This window comes from Haladaptatus marinus, from assembly GCF_051194195.1.
Map to the genome: position 1 here is coordinate 201004 of NZ_JBLZNK010000008.1, position 17123 is coordinate 218126.

The 17123-nt window shown below is 54.6% G+C and carries 10 protein-coding genes and 2 pseudogenes; 7 read left to right on the forward strand and 5 right to left on the reverse strand.

The window, feature by feature from the left end; all coding sequences use genetic code 11:
• Nucleotides 1-432 precede the first annotated feature (432 nt).
• The 3 genes from ACN2TU_RS24780 to ACN2TU_RS24790 form a co-directional block, all read right to left on the reverse strand.
• Nucleotides 433-1569 (reverse strand): DUF1214 domain-containing protein, encoded by a 1137-nt coding sequence (locus ACN2TU_RS24780; RefSeq protein WP_435159254.1) that lies wholly within the window; start codon nucleotides 1567-1569, stop codon nucleotides 433-435.
• Nucleotides 1570-2111: 542 nt separating this feature from the next.
• On the reverse strand, nucleotides 2112-3872 hold the full coding sequence (locus tag ACN2TU_RS24785; RefSeq protein ID WP_435159255.1) for a SulP family inorganic anion transporter: 1761 nt from the start codon (nucleotides 3870-3872) through the stop codon (nucleotides 2112-2114).
• Nucleotides 3873-4928: 1056 nt separating this feature from the next.
• A complete protein-coding gene (locus ACN2TU_RS24790; protein ID WP_435159257.1) occupies nucleotides 4929-6062 on the reverse strand; it encodes a DUF1214 domain-containing protein in 1134 nt (377 codons plus the stop codon).
• A 292-nt stretch (nucleotides 6063-6354) separates the two neighbouring features.
• Here ACN2TU_RS24790 and ACN2TU_RS24795 point away from each other — a divergent pair, with 292 nt between their 5' ends.
• Nucleotides 6355-8076, forward strand: a complete 1722-nt coding sequence (locus ACN2TU_RS24795) for an MFS transporter (protein WP_435159258.1) — start codon at nucleotides 6355-6357, stop codon at nucleotides 8074-8076.
• Nucleotides 8077-8414: 338 nt separating this feature from the next.
• Nucleotides 8415-9137, forward strand: coding sequence for a hypothetical protein (locus tag ACN2TU_RS24800; RefSeq protein ID WP_435159259.1), 723 nt, complete (start codon nucleotides 8415-8417; stop codon nucleotides 9135-9137).
• Nucleotides 9138-9275: 138 nt separating this feature from the next.
• Here the strand turns inward: ACN2TU_RS24800 and ACN2TU_RS24805 are convergent, their stop codons facing one another.
• Nucleotides 9276-10841 carry a DUF1254 domain-containing protein gene (locus ACN2TU_RS24805; RefSeq protein ID WP_435159260.1) on the reverse strand — a complete coding sequence of 522 codons (1566 nt, stop codon included), beginning with the start codon at nucleotides 10839-10841 and terminating at the stop codon, nucleotides 9276-9278.
• 280 nt (nucleotides 10842-11121) lie between these two features.
• Between ACN2TU_RS24805 and ACN2TU_RS24810 the strand changes: the two genes are divergently transcribed.
• Entirely contained in the window at nucleotides 11122-12132 is a 1011-nt protein-coding gene (locus tag ACN2TU_RS24810; RefSeq protein ID WP_435159261.1) for a TSUP family transporter, read from the forward strand.
• A gap of 279 nt (nucleotides 12133-12411) precedes the next feature.
• Here the strand turns inward: ACN2TU_RS24810 and ACN2TU_RS24815 are convergent, their stop codons facing one another.
• Complete coding sequence (locus ACN2TU_RS24815; RefSeq protein WP_435159262.1) at nucleotides 12412-13377, reverse strand: magnesium transporter; 966 nt, start codon at nucleotides 13375-13377, stop codon at nucleotides 12412-12414.
• Between the two features lie 429 nt (nucleotides 13378-13806).
• Here ACN2TU_RS24815 and ACN2TU_RS24820 point away from each other — a divergent pair.
• The 4 genes and pseudogenes from ACN2TU_RS24820 to ACN2TU_RS24835 form a co-directional block, all read left to right on the forward strand.
• Nucleotides 13807-14016: pseudogene (locus ACN2TU_RS24820) on the forward strand (hypothetical protein); the annotation flags it as partial.
• 1256 nt (nucleotides 14017-15272) lie between these two features.
• Nucleotides 15273-15535, forward strand: a pseudogene (locus ACN2TU_RS24825) (DUF7437 domain-containing protein); the annotation flags it as partial.
• A 248-nt stretch (nucleotides 15536-15783) separates the two neighbouring features.
• Nucleotides 15784-16164, forward strand: coding sequence for a hypothetical protein (locus ACN2TU_RS24830; protein WP_435159263.1), 381 nt, complete (start codon nucleotides 15784-15786; stop codon nucleotides 16162-16164).
• Nucleotides 16161-16733 (forward strand): hypothetical protein, encoded by a 573-nt coding sequence (locus ACN2TU_RS24835; protein WP_435159264.1) that lies wholly within the window; start codon nucleotides 16161-16163, stop codon nucleotides 16731-16733. Before ACN2TU_RS24830 ends, ACN2TU_RS24835 begins: the two co-directional genes overlap by 4 nt.
• Nucleotides 16734-17123: the final 390 nt, after the last annotated feature.

Sequence of the window (17123 nt, forward strand, 5' to 3'; positions counted from 1 at the left end):
GAACGCGAATGAATGCGAAGCGCCGCATGAACGCGTAACTCATCTCGTACAGTGACGTTTTATCGTAGGTGTTGAGCGTCGCAAACAGCGTCCACGATTCGGGGATACGGTATTCGTGAGGGTCTGAGAGAGCGTTTCCATTGGCCGGAGCGAGGTCGACTTCCTCTCCATCCTTGGTATATGGGAGTTGGACGGACTGCCCGGAGAGAACGGTGAACAGTTGGCCGAATGCTTTGTCGATTGACGACGCGATGGGTGTCGGCGGGCATCACATCGAGATCACGTTTGGCCATTCTAATCTGGCAGTGGATACGAGCCCAGGAAGCAGACAGGATGAGCTCAGCACGACCGCCAGTACGAGACGGAAAACAAGTCGACAGTGCAACAAACCAATTGCCAATAGTAATCACGGCTGCTATCCGCACATGTACCTCACTCGACCGGCTGGGCTTTGGGGAACTGATAGCTGCCGTCGAGAATCGCCTTGCGCGGTTGGTAGAGCCGGACGACATAGTGCCAGTCTTTTGGCGTGTAGAGGAAATTCGGCTGATTGGGATCCCCACCGAAGTGGATGGTGACACTGCCGTCATCGGCTTGCTCCGCGGTCACGTTGTTAATCGTGTACGCGTCGTACTTGTTCTTCTCGAAGTAGAAGTCACGGTTGTAGACGCTGACCGACCAGAACCCGTCGACAGGGACATTCTTGACGGTGAGTTCATATGGCGTCTGACCGTCGTTCTGGGCGGGAGTCTCTGTGAGAATTACTGCTTCCGACGGCTCCGGAACGCCGGTCCACCCTGCCGTACTGGCGATGAAAAATTTCACGGGGTCGACCTCGCCCACGTCACCAAACGCGTCCGAGAGGTTGTCTACCGTGAGTGCGACTGTTTTGAGCGCATTGTTGATTTCCTCGAACGATTGCTGATCCCAGTTGGGAATCTCGAATGACCCCGCTGATGACTGATCCACGGCGATCTCGTCCTGGAGTTTCCGAACTTGTTCCAGATCGTCCGGATTGTCTGGGTCAACAAATGTGCGGATCGTGACGCCAGCATACCGACTATCTACCATATCTTGTGTGATCGTGTACTGGCCAGGTTCGTAGACACACATCTTCCCATATTGTTCTTCATTCTGCACATTCATCGACTGGTATCGGTCACCGCTGTCTGGTTTGGTGATGGTGACTGGCTCGGTGAGATCAAACACCCCCAACGAGTAGAGCGTGTCACGATTCTCCTCGGGGGCAATCTGCTCATCAATGGGACCGAGATTTCGATAGTGATAGAACTGTCCGAACCCGCCCTTGTTAACGTTTAACTGGAATACAGCATGACAGCTGGCACGTGGGTAGTTCGCCCACGTTACTGGGATCGTCTCGGTTTTGTCTGCCGTCTGTTGCTCGGCTTGGGTGGTAGTCTGGGTCGGTGTGTTTTGGCGAGCACTGGCACTACCGATGCCCATCGCGAGTAAACCGGCGAGCCCTGCTCCTTGAAGCGCACTTCGGCGGGTCGCCTGCAGCGGTTTGAATTCCGTTTCAGTCGTATTGTCGTGTGTGTCTTTGTCCATGGCTCATGTCCTCCCTTCTCCCGTGCGGTGCCCAACAGTACTGCCTCACTCGACTCGCACTCCATACGATAGACTCCTACAAAGTACTGTCTCTAAAACAACACAAATTCCAGACATAATAGCGATGAGAACTGGTTGGCCACCTGTTCAGTTCTGATCTGTTTTCTGTGTACTGAACAACCTACCCATCTCCTGTGTTCGCTCGTGCCGGGCTTGATTCGTGTTCTACAATCAGCACGACCGCCGAAATCGGTTATCGATTGAGGGTTTCCAGCGAGGCCGTGATTTGTGATCCGTTGGAAGAGAAGATGTACAACTGATCCATCCTCGAAACTGGTAATCGCTAAAGAAACGATGTGAGGCTGATTTCACTATGACTCGAAAGCAATTGCTCAATGCGTTTCTCTTGCCACCTATGCGGTGATAATACACTCGCTGCTGCACGAACCAACAACTTCCGGTGAAATCCAGTATCATACTTGTCCAACTCATCACCCGCCAGCAAATTCAAGCAGGCAACTATTCCGTAATTCTGCAGACCACTATCCGTTATGGGGGATGTCATCTGATTGGGACGATTGCTCTGGTATCCAGCGGCCGATAGCGTCGGCGACCGCTTCCTCAGTTTTAACACCGCCAGTGTTCGCCGCGAGTCCCGTTGTTCCGAACATCTGGACGACGTCGGACTCCGCCCCTGCAAAACGAAGGTCGATATCACGTGATTCGAGGGTCTGTTGGAGTTTCTCCAGCATCTGTGCGGCACCGAAGTCCACCGTCGGCGACGAGGTGAGGTCAAAGACGACCAGTTCGGCGTCGCCATCGTGATTCGCGAGCCGGTCGAGGAGGTCGGTTCGAACCGTGTCCGCGTTCGCGTAGAACAGTTCGGCTTCGACGCGGTAGACGAACACGCCTCTGATGGTCGTCGCCATCGGATACAAGTCGCGAGCGACAAATTGATCCGTCCCAGGGATCCGACCGAGTTCGTGAGTCACCGGACTATCGACTCGAGAGATCGCGACCAACAACGAGAGAACGACGCCGACATAGATGCCCCAGAGCATTCCGACTGTGAGGACCCCGAATAAGGTTGCCATCGCGATGGCGAACTCGCTCTTGCTCACCTGATACAGTTGATGGATGGCGGCCGTGTCGATGAGACCCTTGACGGCAACGATGATGATCGATGCGAGGATCGCCTCCGGGAGATTCGTGAACACGCCGGTGAGAAAGAGCAAGACGATGACGAGAACGAGTGCGACGACGGCGTTCGTGAATTGTGTCTTGCCACCAACAGCGTCGTTGAGCGCCGACCGCGACATACTTCCGCCGACGGCGAATCCCCCACCGAGACCTGCAGCGAGATTGGCGCCGCCATCGGCCAGGAGTTCCTGATTCGCATCGGTGTCATAGTCGTGACGTCGGGCGAACGTCTCGACTGCGCCAATGCCCTCGACGTATGAGAGAAGAAACAACGCGGCGGCGATGGGGACGAGGGTACCCAGCGTTGGGATATCGGGCATCGCCGGAACCGTCAACGAGGGCAGGCCGCTTGGGATCGGCCCAACGATGCCGACGCCGCGGGACTGTAGATCTGTCACCGACATGAGCACGATCGCAAGGACGACGACGACGAGTGCGTTCGGAAAACGTGGTATGTACCGTTCACCGAGGATGAGCAACACGATTCCCGTGACGCCGACGGCCAGCGTCTCAGGATTCGTCATACCGAGATGGCTCACGGTGTACCAGATCCGCCCGAAGAAGGTTTGCCCGAAGAAGGCGCCCGACGTACTGCTCTCGATGCCGAACAGCTTGTTAAGTTGGGTAGACATGATGTACAACGCCGCTCCAGCGGAAAACCCCGTGAGCACCGACCCCGAGATGAAGTGGACGAGAAAGCCCAACCGGAACGCCCACGCAACGACTGCGATGATACCGACGAGAAGCGTTGTTACGACGACAAGCGACGCATACGAGGCGGTGGTCCCGGTAGCAGCATACCCGACACCACTCGCAAGCAGGATCGCCAGTGCCGAGGTCGGCCCCGCAATGACTTGCCGGGAGGTACCAAGAACGAGATAGGCGATGACGGCCATCAACCCGGCATACAACCCAGTCTCCGGTGGCAAGTTCGCCAGCGACGCGTACGCTAATCCTTCGGGAATGAGCGACGCCGCAACGGTAATTCCCGCGACGACGTCTAGACGGAGCCAGGACGCGTCGTACTGCGGAAGCCACTCGAGTACAGGCAGAATCGACGAGAATCGTTCGTTAATTCGTTTTTGTATGTGTTTCGTTACCATCGGCACTCCCTCTCAATCGTGGTAGTGACTGCTATCGATCGGTGAATCGCCTCGGAGTACGTTCCGAGACACTCGCCTCTTAGATCTGTAGACGGCGTCGTCCGTCATTGCGAACTATTTGATGACGTCGTCCCTCCCTGCCTTCGCTCTCTGACCGCTCCCACCACCTGTCGAAGGTCAAACGAGGTTATTGTTGTCTGTATCAGACTGAGCTCGGAACTAAATGAGGTGAATTCCGGGGAGAACTGATATCCCGTGAACGATGGAGTTGGGTTTATGTTGAGTTGCGCCCCTTGCGTAAAGAGAAACGTCGGAGTTCGAACATTTAATCCAACCAACCCGATTATATACCCCGTGTAATTGTCGGGTTGCGTTATCTCAGGTGCGGGCCCTCCTCTGATAGGTGTAAGCAGCCGCACCGTGTTTACCTGTTCAAGTGTTCCGAGAACCCGGAATGGGAGATTTGGCTGGTAGCCGAATAAGAAGGCCAATACCTCTTGATTCTGCTGAAGCGCTGCCCATCTACTGGTTTGTGCTGCCCCTGTAGCGGATCCGGTCACCGACAGACCACCAATCGCACCGGCAGTTACAACACCTCGCTTAAGAAATGAACGCCGTGAGTGATTTCCTACTGATTCGAACTTCTCTTGCTGTGGCGTTTCTTCGTTTTCAGCGGTGTCACTGTTTTCACCCCACATGATCCCTTTCAACCACAGTTCGCTGAATAAACGTGATAGATTGTTTCCCTCCACTCCTGTTGGTAGGGAGAGGTTCCTGAGACGCTTAACGAATAGTACCGAACGGGTAACGAACAACAAACAGCATCGACCGGATGCTGATGAATCCCCCTTGTGCGAGTACAATGGTCTCTCTGCCCTGTTCTACTCGGTAGCGAGCAATACTCACACGTGGTCGGTAGTAAAATAGTCACTGAGAAAAATCATACTCGGGGCCATATTCAGCATAACCGTCAGGATAAAACGGCAGACGAATCGACGGTCGTCAGCGCGGCGACTCGGTCGCCAACGGCCATCACGGCAGAAATCCGCCCGCGTGTCATTTAACTGGCTGAGCCTCGGGAAACTGATAGAAGCCGTAGAGAACTTCATCATACGGTTTGTAGAGCCGGACATAATAGATCCATCCGTCTGGCGTGTAGAGGAAGTTCGACTGGTTGGGATCGCCACCGAAGTGAATCGTGACACTGCCGTCAGCGTTCCGCTTTGCGTTTTTACTGTTGATCGAATATGTGTCATACTTGTTTTTCTCGAAATACAGGTTGCTGTTGTAGACGCTGATATCCCAAAACGCCTCGGCGGGAACATTGTCGAAGGTGAGAGTATATGGTGTTTCGCCATCGTTCTGCGGAGGAGACTCATAGATGAAAAAGTTTTCAGACGCTGGCAGTGCGCCCCAAATTCCGGAGCCGATGAAAAATTGGACAGGATCAACTCCGCCTTCGTCGCCAAATGCATACTCCGGCATTCTGTTTCGTGTGTTCGCAATTGTTTTGAGCGCCCCGGTGATTGTGTCGAGCGAGTCCTGATCCCAATCGGGAAGCGCTAACGTGCCGGACGATGATTGACTCACCTCAATCTTATTTTGTAGTTTCTGGACTTTCTTTATGTCGGCTGTGCTGGTTGGGTCAACAAACGTACGGAATCGGACCTGAATGTACTGTGTCCCCATCTTCTCTCGCGTCAATGTGTACTCACCAGGCTCGTAGATGACCGCCTTCGTGTACCCGTCTTGATCAACGACGTGCATCGACTGGTAGCGATTACCGGTGTCCGGTTTTGTAATGGTGACCGGTTCGGTCAGATCGAAGATCCCAATCGAGGGGAGCACGTCACGATGCTCTACCGCGACTACCTGCTCGTCGATGGGAACGGGCGTTCGATAGTGATAGAACTCACCGAATCCACCCAAATCGGCGTAACTCTTGAAATACCGATCTGTTTGTGCGCGAATGAAATTTGTATAATCGACTGGAATCGAGCCGTTATTTTCTGCCGTCTGTCGTCCCGTCTGATGAGTAGTCGTCCCAGAGGTTTCTTGCTGGGCGCTGGCGCCGCCGACACCCATCGCGAGTAATCCGGCGAGACCCGCTCCTTGAAGCGCGGTTCGCCGTGTTGTCCGTAGCAGTTCGTAGTCCGTTTCAGCCGGTGTGTCTTGTGTCTCGTTGCTCATGGCCAAAGTTTCTCATTCTCTCAATCGTTGCTCAATAGCACTACCCCATCCAACTCCCACTCTGGTACGACTGCACTCCCTAAAGTAATGATGACAATATCACATAATATCCTGAGATAATGGTGATAGAGATTGCCGTGACTTATAGGTTGGTTGGGGAACAAATGGATAGCCTGTCTTATCCGCCTCTGACAACCCGAATTGACATCCTCCTGCCTTTCAAGGCGATTCTTACTTCTCTGTAACTAACCACGTCCATGCTTTTTGATTGTCAAAGGCGTTAGACCACTGCATGGCCCCAGATGAGTCTACTTCCAACGAGAGTACCCCTTTCACTGCGGATCCGAAGACGAGGTTACAATACTGGGGGCCAGCGGTCGCGGTGACCCTCTCGATGTTCGTTGTGAGTATCAATTCGGCTCTGATGAACGTGGCGGTGCCCGCGATCGTGGCGGAGTTCGACACCACGGTCACCGTGGTTCAGGGGGCGATTTCGTTCTACTCGCTGGTGATCGCCGCACTGGTTCTTCCCGGTGGCAAATTGTCGTCCCTGTACGATGTCAGACGTCTGACGGCAGTCACATTGGTCGTCTATGGCGTCGGGACGCTACTGGCGATCATCAGTTGGAACCCCATCGTGCTCTTCGTTGGCTGGTCGGTCATCGAAGGTATCGCGGCCGCCGTATTACTTCCCTTGACCTACACTGTACTGATGTTCAGTTACGAGGGGGACGACCGTGCGAAGGCGCTCGGCCTGTTGGCCGGCGTGAGCGCGATCGGGGCGGTCGTTGGACCAATCATCGGCGGGTCACTGACGACCTACGCCAGTTGGCGGTGGGGGTTCGCGTTCCAGCTCCTTATTGTGGCGGCGACCCTCTTTTTCGTCCGGTATCTCCAACCGGGGCGACTGAAGGAAACGCGCGGATCGCTGGACGTCGGTGGGGCGGTCCTCTCTATCGTCGGTGCGTCGACGCTCGTCATGGGATTCCTTCTCAGCGGGAAGTACGGGTGGCTCCTCGTGAGGCGACCGTTTTTCGTCGCCGACGTGCAGTTCAACCCGTTCGGCACGTCGCCGACGATCTGGTTCCTCGGGGTCGGACTGCTTGCGTTCGCCGCATTCGTCCAGCACGAACGCCGGATGGAACGCGCCGAGCGAGAGCCGCTCGTTTCATTGGACGTGCTGACGAACGGACGTCTCGTATCGGGTGTCGTCACGTACAGTCTCCGTTCGGTTGTCATGGCCGGGTTCATGTTCGTCGTCCCGGTTTACCTCCAAGCGGCGCTCGGCTACACCGCCTTCGAAGCCGGGGTCGCGATGCTTCCGTACTCCCTCGCGACGCTCGTCTTCTCGTCGTTCACGACCGGCTGGCGTGTGTACCTCTCGCCGAGGACGCTCGTCCAGGCCGGCATCGTGGTCATGGGCCTCGGACTGATGCTGTTGTACAGGGGGACGGGGCCTTCTCAGACGATTGTCGGGATGATCGTCCCAATGACGCTCGTCGGAACCGGACTCGGGCTCCTGATGGGGCAGATAATGAATATGACGCTGTCCGCTGTCCCGACCGCGAACTACGCCGAGGCGTCCGGCGTTCTGCAAACGAGCAGTTCAATGGGGTTCGCCCTGGGGACGGCAGTCGTCGGTTCGGTTCTGCTCGGACGGTTCTACGGCAGTGTCGTCGACAGCGTCCTGCGAGTGCGGGACGTACCAGTCTCGTTGGAACAGCGGTACAAGTTGGTGATCGCGCTCGAAGACGCAGCGGAAACAGCGACCAAAGCCACGCAGCAGCAATTCCTGAACCAACTCACTCCTACACAACGACACTTACTTGAAGACATCTTCAAGGCCGCGATGTTCGACGCTGAGCAGGCGGCACTGCTACTCCTCGTCCTGTTCGTGTTGCTCTTGCTTATCGCATCGACGTTCTTGCCACGACGAGTGCCAGAGACCGACGAATCATCCGAGTCACCCCAGGGAGCACCGAGTGAAAAATCTGAAACGGCCGTGGAGGACTGACCTGAAATGCCAAATCGGGCAACCTATACACGAGATGTCGGATAAACGGTCGGTGACTGGTGGATTTCAGCCGTGAGAAACCGCTCGACAGTTGCGTATACATTCCATGGAATCGTACCCACGCTGGTCTTTTTCCATTTACAATCCAAACAATACTTGTTAGATAACTAGAAACATTCTCTGTCATGTCCGGTAGCGTCTTCCCACGATTTGAATATTAATTTCCAATTTCATTTATTGGAAATCGCGTCGTATCCGCATCGCCGTGGAAGCGGAACCACGAAACTCCATCCATTGGGGGTTAGACTGGCCGTCCTGTTCACTGGAGGAAGCAAAGAATGAGCCACAAAATACCGATTTCACGTCGAACGGCACTGAAACAGTTCGGAGCGGCAGGCGTATTTTTAACAGGAGGTCCAGGAGGACAACGATCTCGACGACAGCAACACTCGAAACCACTCTCGTTTAGAGACGTTCCCGAAGTCGAGATCAATTATGCATACGATTACACGTGGAGGAAGATCGACGAAAATGAGCGTTCTACGAGATTTTGGCTGGTAAATAAGAGCTTCATCTTTTTTAACAAGATGAAGAATAGTGGGTATAATGGAGATCATATTTCTTTTAGTCAAGAAAAAGTGTCTAGTGATTCGTTTGTCGACCATAGTGAGAAAGAGGTTGTAAAGCACCATGATGATGGGACGGAGACGGTAACCCGCAATTATATCAAAGGATCCCAAGTTTCGTGGTCATCCGGTTTATCTCTGGATATCTATCCGAATCGTGGATATTACGTGATCGATGGTCCTGATCCGTCGTATATTGTTCGAGTCACGAAGCAAGGAGAGGGCCAATCAGCGGGGAAGAAACAAACAGAACAGATGTATGGCCCCAGGAGTAGGCAGTCGCTTTCGACGTTCAAACCAGACGATCATAACAGCGCAGGTGGGGGAACCATGGATTACAACGCTATAGAAGGGAGAACAATTCGTGAAATCGATTTTGGTGGGGGGAGGGGCACGGAATCCGCAGCCTGGGTCATACTACCAAAAGTCCGCTGACAAACACGTTTCCGTCATCTGAAATGTCACGTCGAACTGAGATGGGAACTCGGGATCTCTTTTCCCGGACTGCGATACCGCTAAAACTCATCGCTATCCTCCCCCGTCCGAGTGCGAGGTGACTCCGTGGAGCGTCGGTCACTCCTCCACAGGGACGACCTCGGGCATGTGATAAGACCCGTCGACCACCGACCAGTAGGGGCCGTAGAACCGAGCCGCAAACCGCATGCCACCGGCGGGGGCTGGCAGCCAGTTTTGCACCTTCTCGGAGTCATCCGGTTTCTCGTGTTGCACGTAGATGACGAGTTCGTTGGCTTCTGTGTGCAACTTCCCTTCGTCGAGCATGTAGCTGTTGATGCTGTAGCGGTCGAGTTCGTTCTCGACGAAGTAGCCCTGTGCGTCGTAGATCGGAACCTCCCAAAACTCGGTGACCGGTGGGAGGTTGTCGAGGTCGAATGTGATGGTGTATCGCGTCGACCCGTCCAATGGGTCGCCGCTCGCGTCGGTGAATCGAAACCCAGCGACGTGTGATTTGGGTGAGTCAGGGCCCGCATAGCCGAAGTCGGCCATGACGGCCCGGGTCAACCAGTCGGTCCTGAAGTCCCCCGTCGGCGCAAGGACTTGCCAGCCGTTCATGTCGATCAAGCCTTCCTGACCGGTGGTCCTGACGCGCTCGAACCCGTTCTCGAACCCGCTGGTCAGTGCCTCCCGCACGTTGGTATCAAGGGCGGACCAATCGAACTCCAGTCCCTGGCCGATTCCGACCTCTTCCAACCGGTCGAGCATTGCAGCCTCCTTGCGTGAGTCGTCGATGAGCGACATGCTCGGGTCGTTCAGGACGAGGTTGAGGAGGTTGAAGAAATCCGCTGCAGTCTGATTTTCGACCTGCTGCGTCGTGAGATCCTCCATTCGTGGGATCGTCTCGTAGTCGCCGGGGACAACTGGCTGTTTCGCCCGCGGTACGCCCGAGTGGTCGTTGGCAAGCCACTCGCTGAGCGGTGTAATAGTCGTCTGGTCCTGCAGGTCGTTGACTTGCGCGATTTCGGCTTCATCCGTGGAGTCGCGCAGCGCGTACCGGACTTCGGTTAACAGAGTCTTCGTCGGTGCCTGGACGACGTCGGTCGCGGCGAAGTCGCCCGGGATATCGCCCTCGTACCCGTCTGGCAGAATCAGGTACGACCGCGCGTCGGTGCCGTTGAACTGATTCCCAGCGTAGAGGGGGTAGATCCCGTACTGGTCCATCAACTCCAACGAAAAGTACCGGTCGGTGACCTCGGGCATCTCGATGACGATGGGTTCGTCCTGCAGGTCGAGGAAGCCCTGTCCGTACAAGGTGGTGGCATTCGGACTGACGACAGCCGTGAAGTCGGCCGTGATCGGTCGGCCTTCGTTCGGATAGTACAACCGATTGACGCCCACGAAGACGTCGCTGTCCTTCTTCTGCGTGTAGTTGAAGCGCGTCTCGTAGAAGATGACCTGCTGGAGGCCGTAGAGGTATGCGTCTTCCGCGATCGATGCCACTCTGGTATCCTTTCCGTCATCTGCTGCGGTCTCGTTCTGGGCCTGACAGGCGCTGGCGCCGTCGACGCCCATTGCGAGGAAGCCGACGAGCCCCGCTCCCCGAAGCGCGGTTCGGCGGGTTGCCTGCAGCGGGTTGGAGTCCGATTCTACGTCAGCCGGCGTGTCGTGTGTCTCGTTGGTCATGGTTGGTGTCTCTCGTTCTCTCGCACAGTGCCCAACAGCACTGCCGCACCCGACTCGCACTCCATACGACAGACTTCTACAAAGTACTGTCTCTAAAATAACATAAATTCCAGGCAGAATAGCGGTGAGAACTGGTTGGCCACCTGTTCAGTTCTGATCTGAGATCTGTTGTATGTGCACTGAACAATCTAATCATCTCCTTTTTACATCAGTCACTTTGACTTTTCGTCCCGATGTATAGAGGAATAACGAGGAGACCACAGTCACTCCAGAACAGATTATGACGAACCGAGATACGCCGTCCCATTCATCCCAAACATCCGCCAAAACCGAACCGGAGGTTATTGGAAGCAAAGCGAGAGCCCTTGATAAGGACAAAACAACGGTTGAGCGGCTTTCGATTCCTCGCACCTCGCTTCAGCGAATTAGCCTCCTGCTGGTACTATATCTGGTGAGTCTTGGTGTGTTCGTGATAGTGTTTAGACAGGGTTCAAAACAGACGTCACTTCCTTTGTTTCCGACCATTATTCTCATCGCGTTTTTATTTGAACTCCTTGACTCAGCAACTGGCATGGGGTTCGGTACGGCGCTTTCACCACTATTGTTAGTACTCGGGTTCCCTCCATTGGCGGTTGTGCCAGCTCTCTTAGTCTCCGAGACGGTATCCGGCGTCGTCGCTGGTGGCGTCCATCACGAACTGCGAAACGTTTCGTTTTCCTTTCACCCGCTTAACCACGCGACAAAATTAGTGCTCCTACTTGCAGGTGTGGGAAGCCTCGCCAGTATTGGAGCAATCTTCCTAACATATTCTGCGCTTCAGCTTCCTGACGCTGTCATTCGAATCTATGTTTCTATACTAGTACTCGTGATGGGACTGATTGGAATCATCCGAGCGCAACTAAAAATGCGTCTTACATATCGTCCCCGCCGTCTAATGGGATTCGCACTGATCGCCGGATTCAACAAGGGAATCGGTGGCGGTGGATTTGGCCCAGTCGTGACATTGGGCGAAATTCTTTCCGGAGTCTATGAGAAAAGTGCGACAGCCATCGTTTCACTCGCAGAAAGCGTCGTCTCGCTCGTTGGAATCTTCACATTTCTTTTCATATCATTCACAGGCGCTCCAGTCAATTTTGTCCTCCTACCGTCAATTTATACCGGCGGCTTTCTTGCGGCAATCGGTGCACCGTATCTTGTCCGAGTGTTCCCAAACAAAGTGTGGCGTTATCTGATTCCCCTGTATGCGACTGTTATTGGTATTCTCGGTCTCGCGCTTGGTGTCGAAATCTGAATGTTCAAAGGAAAAACGGCGGACTCTTGTCGTCGGTTACGTTTTCAACAGTAGCCATGTGTGTAGAAGACATTGCGATGAACATCTGGTAGATGAGTGCAGGCGATCGGTTCGCGGTTAGGTTGTGTATGGAGAGAATGTACTGATAGCCTGGAGGTTTCTTGTGGCCTAGTTGGTGATACCGTCTCCACTACTTGGAACAACAATCGCATCGTTTGTTGTCTCAAGTCAAGGTAGTTAGAGGAATATGATGACCACTTTAGCTCCGAGATCTACTCCTCAGAGCAGTGTGAGGGCGAATAGAAAGTAGATGACGATGCTAATGATGTCCTGAAGCGCGGTGGCCAGCGGACCGCTGCCGAGCGCTGGGTCTACGTCTAAGAGGATGAATCCTATCGGGATCAGTGAGGCAAGGACAGTAGCGACGGCACTGGAGACGAACAGAGAGAGTCCAACTACGACGCCGATCTGCAGTGAATCGGCGATGAATGTGGCACCCAGACCGCCAAATACCCCGATCATGCTGCCAATGACAAGCCCAATAAGGAGTTCTCGTAGAAGATACGGCCCATAGTCGATATCCATGACGGCGAATGCCCTGACAGCGATGGCTTCTGACTGTGTTCCAACTGAATCGGCGATGTAGGCGATGACCGGGGGAAAGAAGGCAAGTGCAATCGTTTCCCGCAAAGTTGCCTCGAACTGGCTTGAGATGACGCTAAGGAACAACCCGACCACCAGCCCGAACAGGAGCCACGGAGCCCGGCTCCGGACGGCAGAGCGCACCCGAGCGGAAGCAAGGTCTGTTATCTTGATTCCAGTCTTTTGGATCCCGGCACTAAGGAGAGTACTCTCAAGGTGTTCTCTGTGCATCGTGTCGATGATGGCTTGGGAGGTGACAGCACCAACGAGTCGGCCATCGCTGTCAACCACCGGTATCTCGGCCCTGTCTTCTTTGACAGCGAGGAAGACGGCATGTTCCCGGTCGGTATCAGGGTGCAGACGAGCCTCCGCGGGTTCCATCAGGTGTGAGGCATGAGTGGTATCCGCTGCCTGTAAGAGGTTCGTGATGTCGATCCGGCCGATGAGTCTCCTGTCCTTGAGGACGTAGATCGTGTCAGCACTCTCCCACGGGTTGCCGACGAGCTGTTCGAGGATGGCTGCGACGGTATCCTCCGATTGGCATGTAGGAATCTTCGTGGATGTGATTCTCGTAATCGTTCTATCCACTGCATCTGGCGCCATATCAGGAATGTATATGACGCATGTTCGGAAAACATCTCCCGTAAATCGCCCCGGGGTCAAGTGGTTTGGAAGGCATTCGGTCTTACGTCATCACGAGAGACCGAAGACCGAAGGTCTCTCAAATGACCCCGAGGGTTTCGCGTGAACGCCCGTTCTATGCCTCAGCCGAGGCAAGGGGTACGTACTCCCCACTCACCTTCAGCGTGCCAACACAATTTCCCGATCGCTTCTACAAATCCACTTTCTGAAGGTCCTTTGGAAGCCCCGGCGTTAGCGTACTTCGTTAAGGTCATCCGTTCAGGAGTTGGGTCGGTACCACAACTCACGTTAATCGAAATCTTCGACGATGGCGACGAACTCGACGTTCCGGGGCATCCAACGGTCATTCACGTCCCTGGCCATACGGCCTGATCGTCCGCGTTCTATCTCCCTGATCGAGATGTGCTCTTCTGCGGTGATACCCTGATGACGTACAACGTTCGAACCGGCCGCCACACCGAACCGACGGTGCTGCTCCCGATACACTACGACGCGGGGAAGGCACGGTCGTCGATACGAAAACTGGAGTCCTGTGGCGAGGTGGTATTGTTATCTGGCCACGGTGAGCCGTGGAGGGGAGACATTAGCAACGTTATATAACGGCTAGGATAAGACGGGTCAAGAACAAAGTCTGTTACGCGAGAAGTGGAAACCGAACACGAGACGTCGAGCTGGGAAGATGGCTCGCTTCTCGAAGCCAGTACAATGAATTCGATCACGAGAGGAAAGATCACGCTCGATGTATGGCGGGCCAAATGGGCAACCCGCTCAGAAATAGAGACACGGCAGCGACGACGGCTGGCGGAAATGCTTTCCTTTGTCCGGCGACAGTCTCGATTCTACAAGAGACACTTCGCTGATGTTCCCGAAGGCTGTACCGACCTCACACAGTTCCCGCCAGTGACGAAACCGACGTTGATGGATCACTTCGACGATGTCGTCACGGACACGGCGATAACCAAAGCCGAAATCGATGCGTTCATCGCTGATGAATCAAAAACCGGCCACCGGTTCCTCGGCCGTTATCCAGTCTGGACGACGTCTGGTACGACGGGCGAACCAGGAATATTCGTCCAAGATGACACCAGTTTGGCGCTGCTTGGGGCGCTTCCCGATCGCTGGGTACTAAACGTATTACTCGATATTGACACGATCAGACGACTCGTCAAACACAATCTTCGACAGGCCGTAATCGCAATCACCGGGGTTCACTTCCTTGGGGCCTCCGGCTTTGCCCTGCTTCAACGGGAATCAAAATTCCTCGAAAATCGGATTCGACTGTTCTCACCGACACAGCCTCTTGACGATCTCATTGAGGTACTGAATCGCTATCAACCCGCGCTCCTCATGGGATACGCGACCGTTATCGTCGAACTGGCTCGCGCCCAGCGAGACGATCGCCTCGACATCAATCCGGCATTCGTCTCCCCAGCGTCAGAACCAGTCTCTGCGGCACAGAAGCGCGACATCGAGCGGGCTTTCGACTGCGAGGTGCGCGAAGCGTACGCTGCGACCGAGTTCAACCCGATCGCGATCGAGTGCAGCCACGGAAACCTCCACGTCAACGCCGACTGGGTCGTGCTCGAACCTGTCGATGAGTATTATCAACCAGTCGAACCGGGTGAACCATCGGAGACAGTGCTGATTACGAATCTCGGGAATCGCATTCAGCCGATTATCCGGTACGACCTCGGCGACAGCATCACGATGTACGACGAGCACTGTCCGTGCGGGAGTGCGTTCCCTTTCATCGACGTTGAAGGACGACAGGGCGACGTTCTCCACTTCGAGACAGAGGACAGACGAGACCGTCCAATCTTTCCGCTCGCGCTCTCGGGCGTGGTCGAGGAAGTGCCCGGAGTCCGAAGGATCAGGACTCGATCTCCTCCTCGACAGATATGGACTCGGCAAACTTGCTGCTGCACTCACGTACGCTGTCCCGTACGTTGATGGGCAAATGACCGAGCGAATTGCTGCTCGAGAACTTGATCTGCAGGTCGCTTTTGCGATCGCTGTGCTTCATGCACTGAGGGAAGTCATTCTCGAGATGCAACCACACGATCCCTACTTTGATCGGATTCAGAACGCACGCGATCATCCCCCTGAGACGGAGACGTAGGAAAGGAAAGAATGAGTGATGTTGGCTCGGATATCGAGAGTGAGGCCTGGGTTGCAGATTTAGGATTGTTCATCGCATGTGGACGGCAGCAAAGTTGGTTTGCGGTTGGAGAGGAAACGGTAAGACGTGAGTTGGTTCTGACGACGGTGTCAGTATCGTGGTTGAATGAATGTGGCGACAGTTAGGTGTGCAAACTTTGCACACGAGTCGAAATCGTTATTTGTCTATGTGCATAACATGCACATACAATGAGCGCGAGCGATGACCCCCGACGTGTCCATTTTCAATCCCCAGAGTACCTGGTCGACCGACTGGATGCAATCGCCAGCCTTTTCGACAAAGATCGAACTGACCTCCTCGTGGATGCAATTCGCGAGTATATCGAAGAGACTGCAGAAAGTGAAACGTTCCAAGAATTGGTTGCGACGAAGTACTATGATGACCAACTGGAATTCGAGACGGTAAAGCAACTGGTTGGCGCCGAGACCGCCCAGCGACTCCGATTGCTCAAAGCAGACCTCGAAGGCGAGCCATTCGACCTCGCTGCACCTGACGACACCGACATATACGATGGCAATGCGAAGACAGTCGATTCGGAACGCACGCCAAACGACGTTGACGAACGATGAGCGGCCAGTCACGATTGCGAACGGTCGTTGCGGATACAAGCGCACTGGTGAGTCTCGGGGTCCCGCGTGCTGCCAGCGATTACGATACAGGTTCGGCACCTGATCCGCTCCAGTATTTACTCACCTCATGTGACATCGTTGTTCCTCCCGAAGTCGTCTCGGAACTCAATGATATCGCACAATATCACGATATCCATGGCGCAGCAGCACACAACGTCCTGGCCGCACAAGATCACTACACCGTTACAGATCCATACCAAAAAGCGGAAGCACCGGATTCACGACCGGCGTTTGGACTTGACGATGGCGAAACAGATGGTATACTGCTCGCGAATGCACTCTCCGTCGACGGCTTTCTCACTGACGTGTTCGGTGGCACGAACTTCGCACTCGTTCATGCGGCATTGAGGGGATCTCGCATCGTTCCGACACCGCGTCTTATCTGTGATTACGCTCGTGGTGGCCACATGACGCAGGATCAAGCACAGGACCTCATCAGTGCAATTAGCTCGCATCGAAGCTGGGAGAATAGTCCGTATGTCACCCAACTCCTCAAGCAATTAGAGTAACAAACTCGAACGCATCACGAAAGATGACGGGAAGACCTACTTCCGACTCCCTTCCCGGAGAGGTTTCGAAGGAAAACACGGACGATAGCCCGACCACAGACGGGGTTGCCGGAGAGTAGCGTGGCTGGGACGAAATCATGCCCGGGAGAGACACGACTCTAACACGAACGCGGTCTTGGACGCTCCGAATTGTGTCAATTCGGGACCGACGCGGTACGGCTACTCGTAAGTTCGACAGTTGTATCGGCGGCTATCGGCTAGAAACCAGCGGGAGGGGGGAGAGCTGGTACCGGCCACCGCGTCTGTGGTCGGGAATGCGTGATTGAGTCAATCGAGAAAGTGACCGTCGAATCGGGAATGACGATGACGGTTAAGTGACGCGACCCAGAT

Excerpts from the sequence above, each read along its gene's own strand:
- ACN2TU_RS24805 (WP_435159260.1), bottom strand. The coding sequence starts at position 10,841 with ATGACCAACGAGACACACGACACGCCGGCTGACGTAGAATCGGACTCC.
- ACN2TU_RS24785 (WP_435159255.1), bottom strand. The coding sequence starts at position 3,872 with ATGGTAACGAAACACATACAAAAACGAATTAACGAACGATTCTCGTCG.
- ACN2TU_RS24795 (WP_435159258.1), top strand. The coding sequence starts at position 6,355 with ATGGCCCCAGATGAGTCTACTTCCAACGAGAGTACCCCTTTCACTGCG.
- ACN2TU_RS24810 (WP_435159261.1), top strand. The coding sequence starts at position 11,122 with ATGACGAACCGAGATACGCCGTCCCATTCATCCCAAACATCCGCCAAA.
- ACN2TU_RS24815 (WP_435159262.1), bottom strand. The coding sequence starts at position 13,377 with ATGGCGCCAGATGCAGTGGATAGAACGATTACGAGAATCACATCCACG.
- ACN2TU_RS24830 (WP_435159263.1), top strand. The coding sequence starts at position 15,784 with ATGAGCGCGAGCGATGACCCCCGACGTGTCCATTTTCAATCCCCAGAG.
- ACN2TU_RS24780 (WP_435159254.1), bottom strand. The coding sequence starts at position 1,569 with ATGGACAAAGACACACACGACAATACGACTGAAACGGAATTCAAACCG.
- ACN2TU_RS24800 (WP_435159259.1), top strand. The coding sequence starts at position 8,415 with ATGAGCCACAAAATACCGATTTCACGTCGAACGGCACTGAAACAGTTC.
- ACN2TU_RS24835 (WP_435159264.1), top strand. The coding sequence starts at position 16,161 with ATGAGCGGCCAGTCACGATTGCGAACGGTCGTTGCGGATACAAGCGCA.
- ACN2TU_RS24790 (WP_435159257.1), bottom strand. The coding sequence starts at position 6,062 with ATGAGCAACGAGACACAAGACACACCGGCTGAAACGGACTACGAACTG.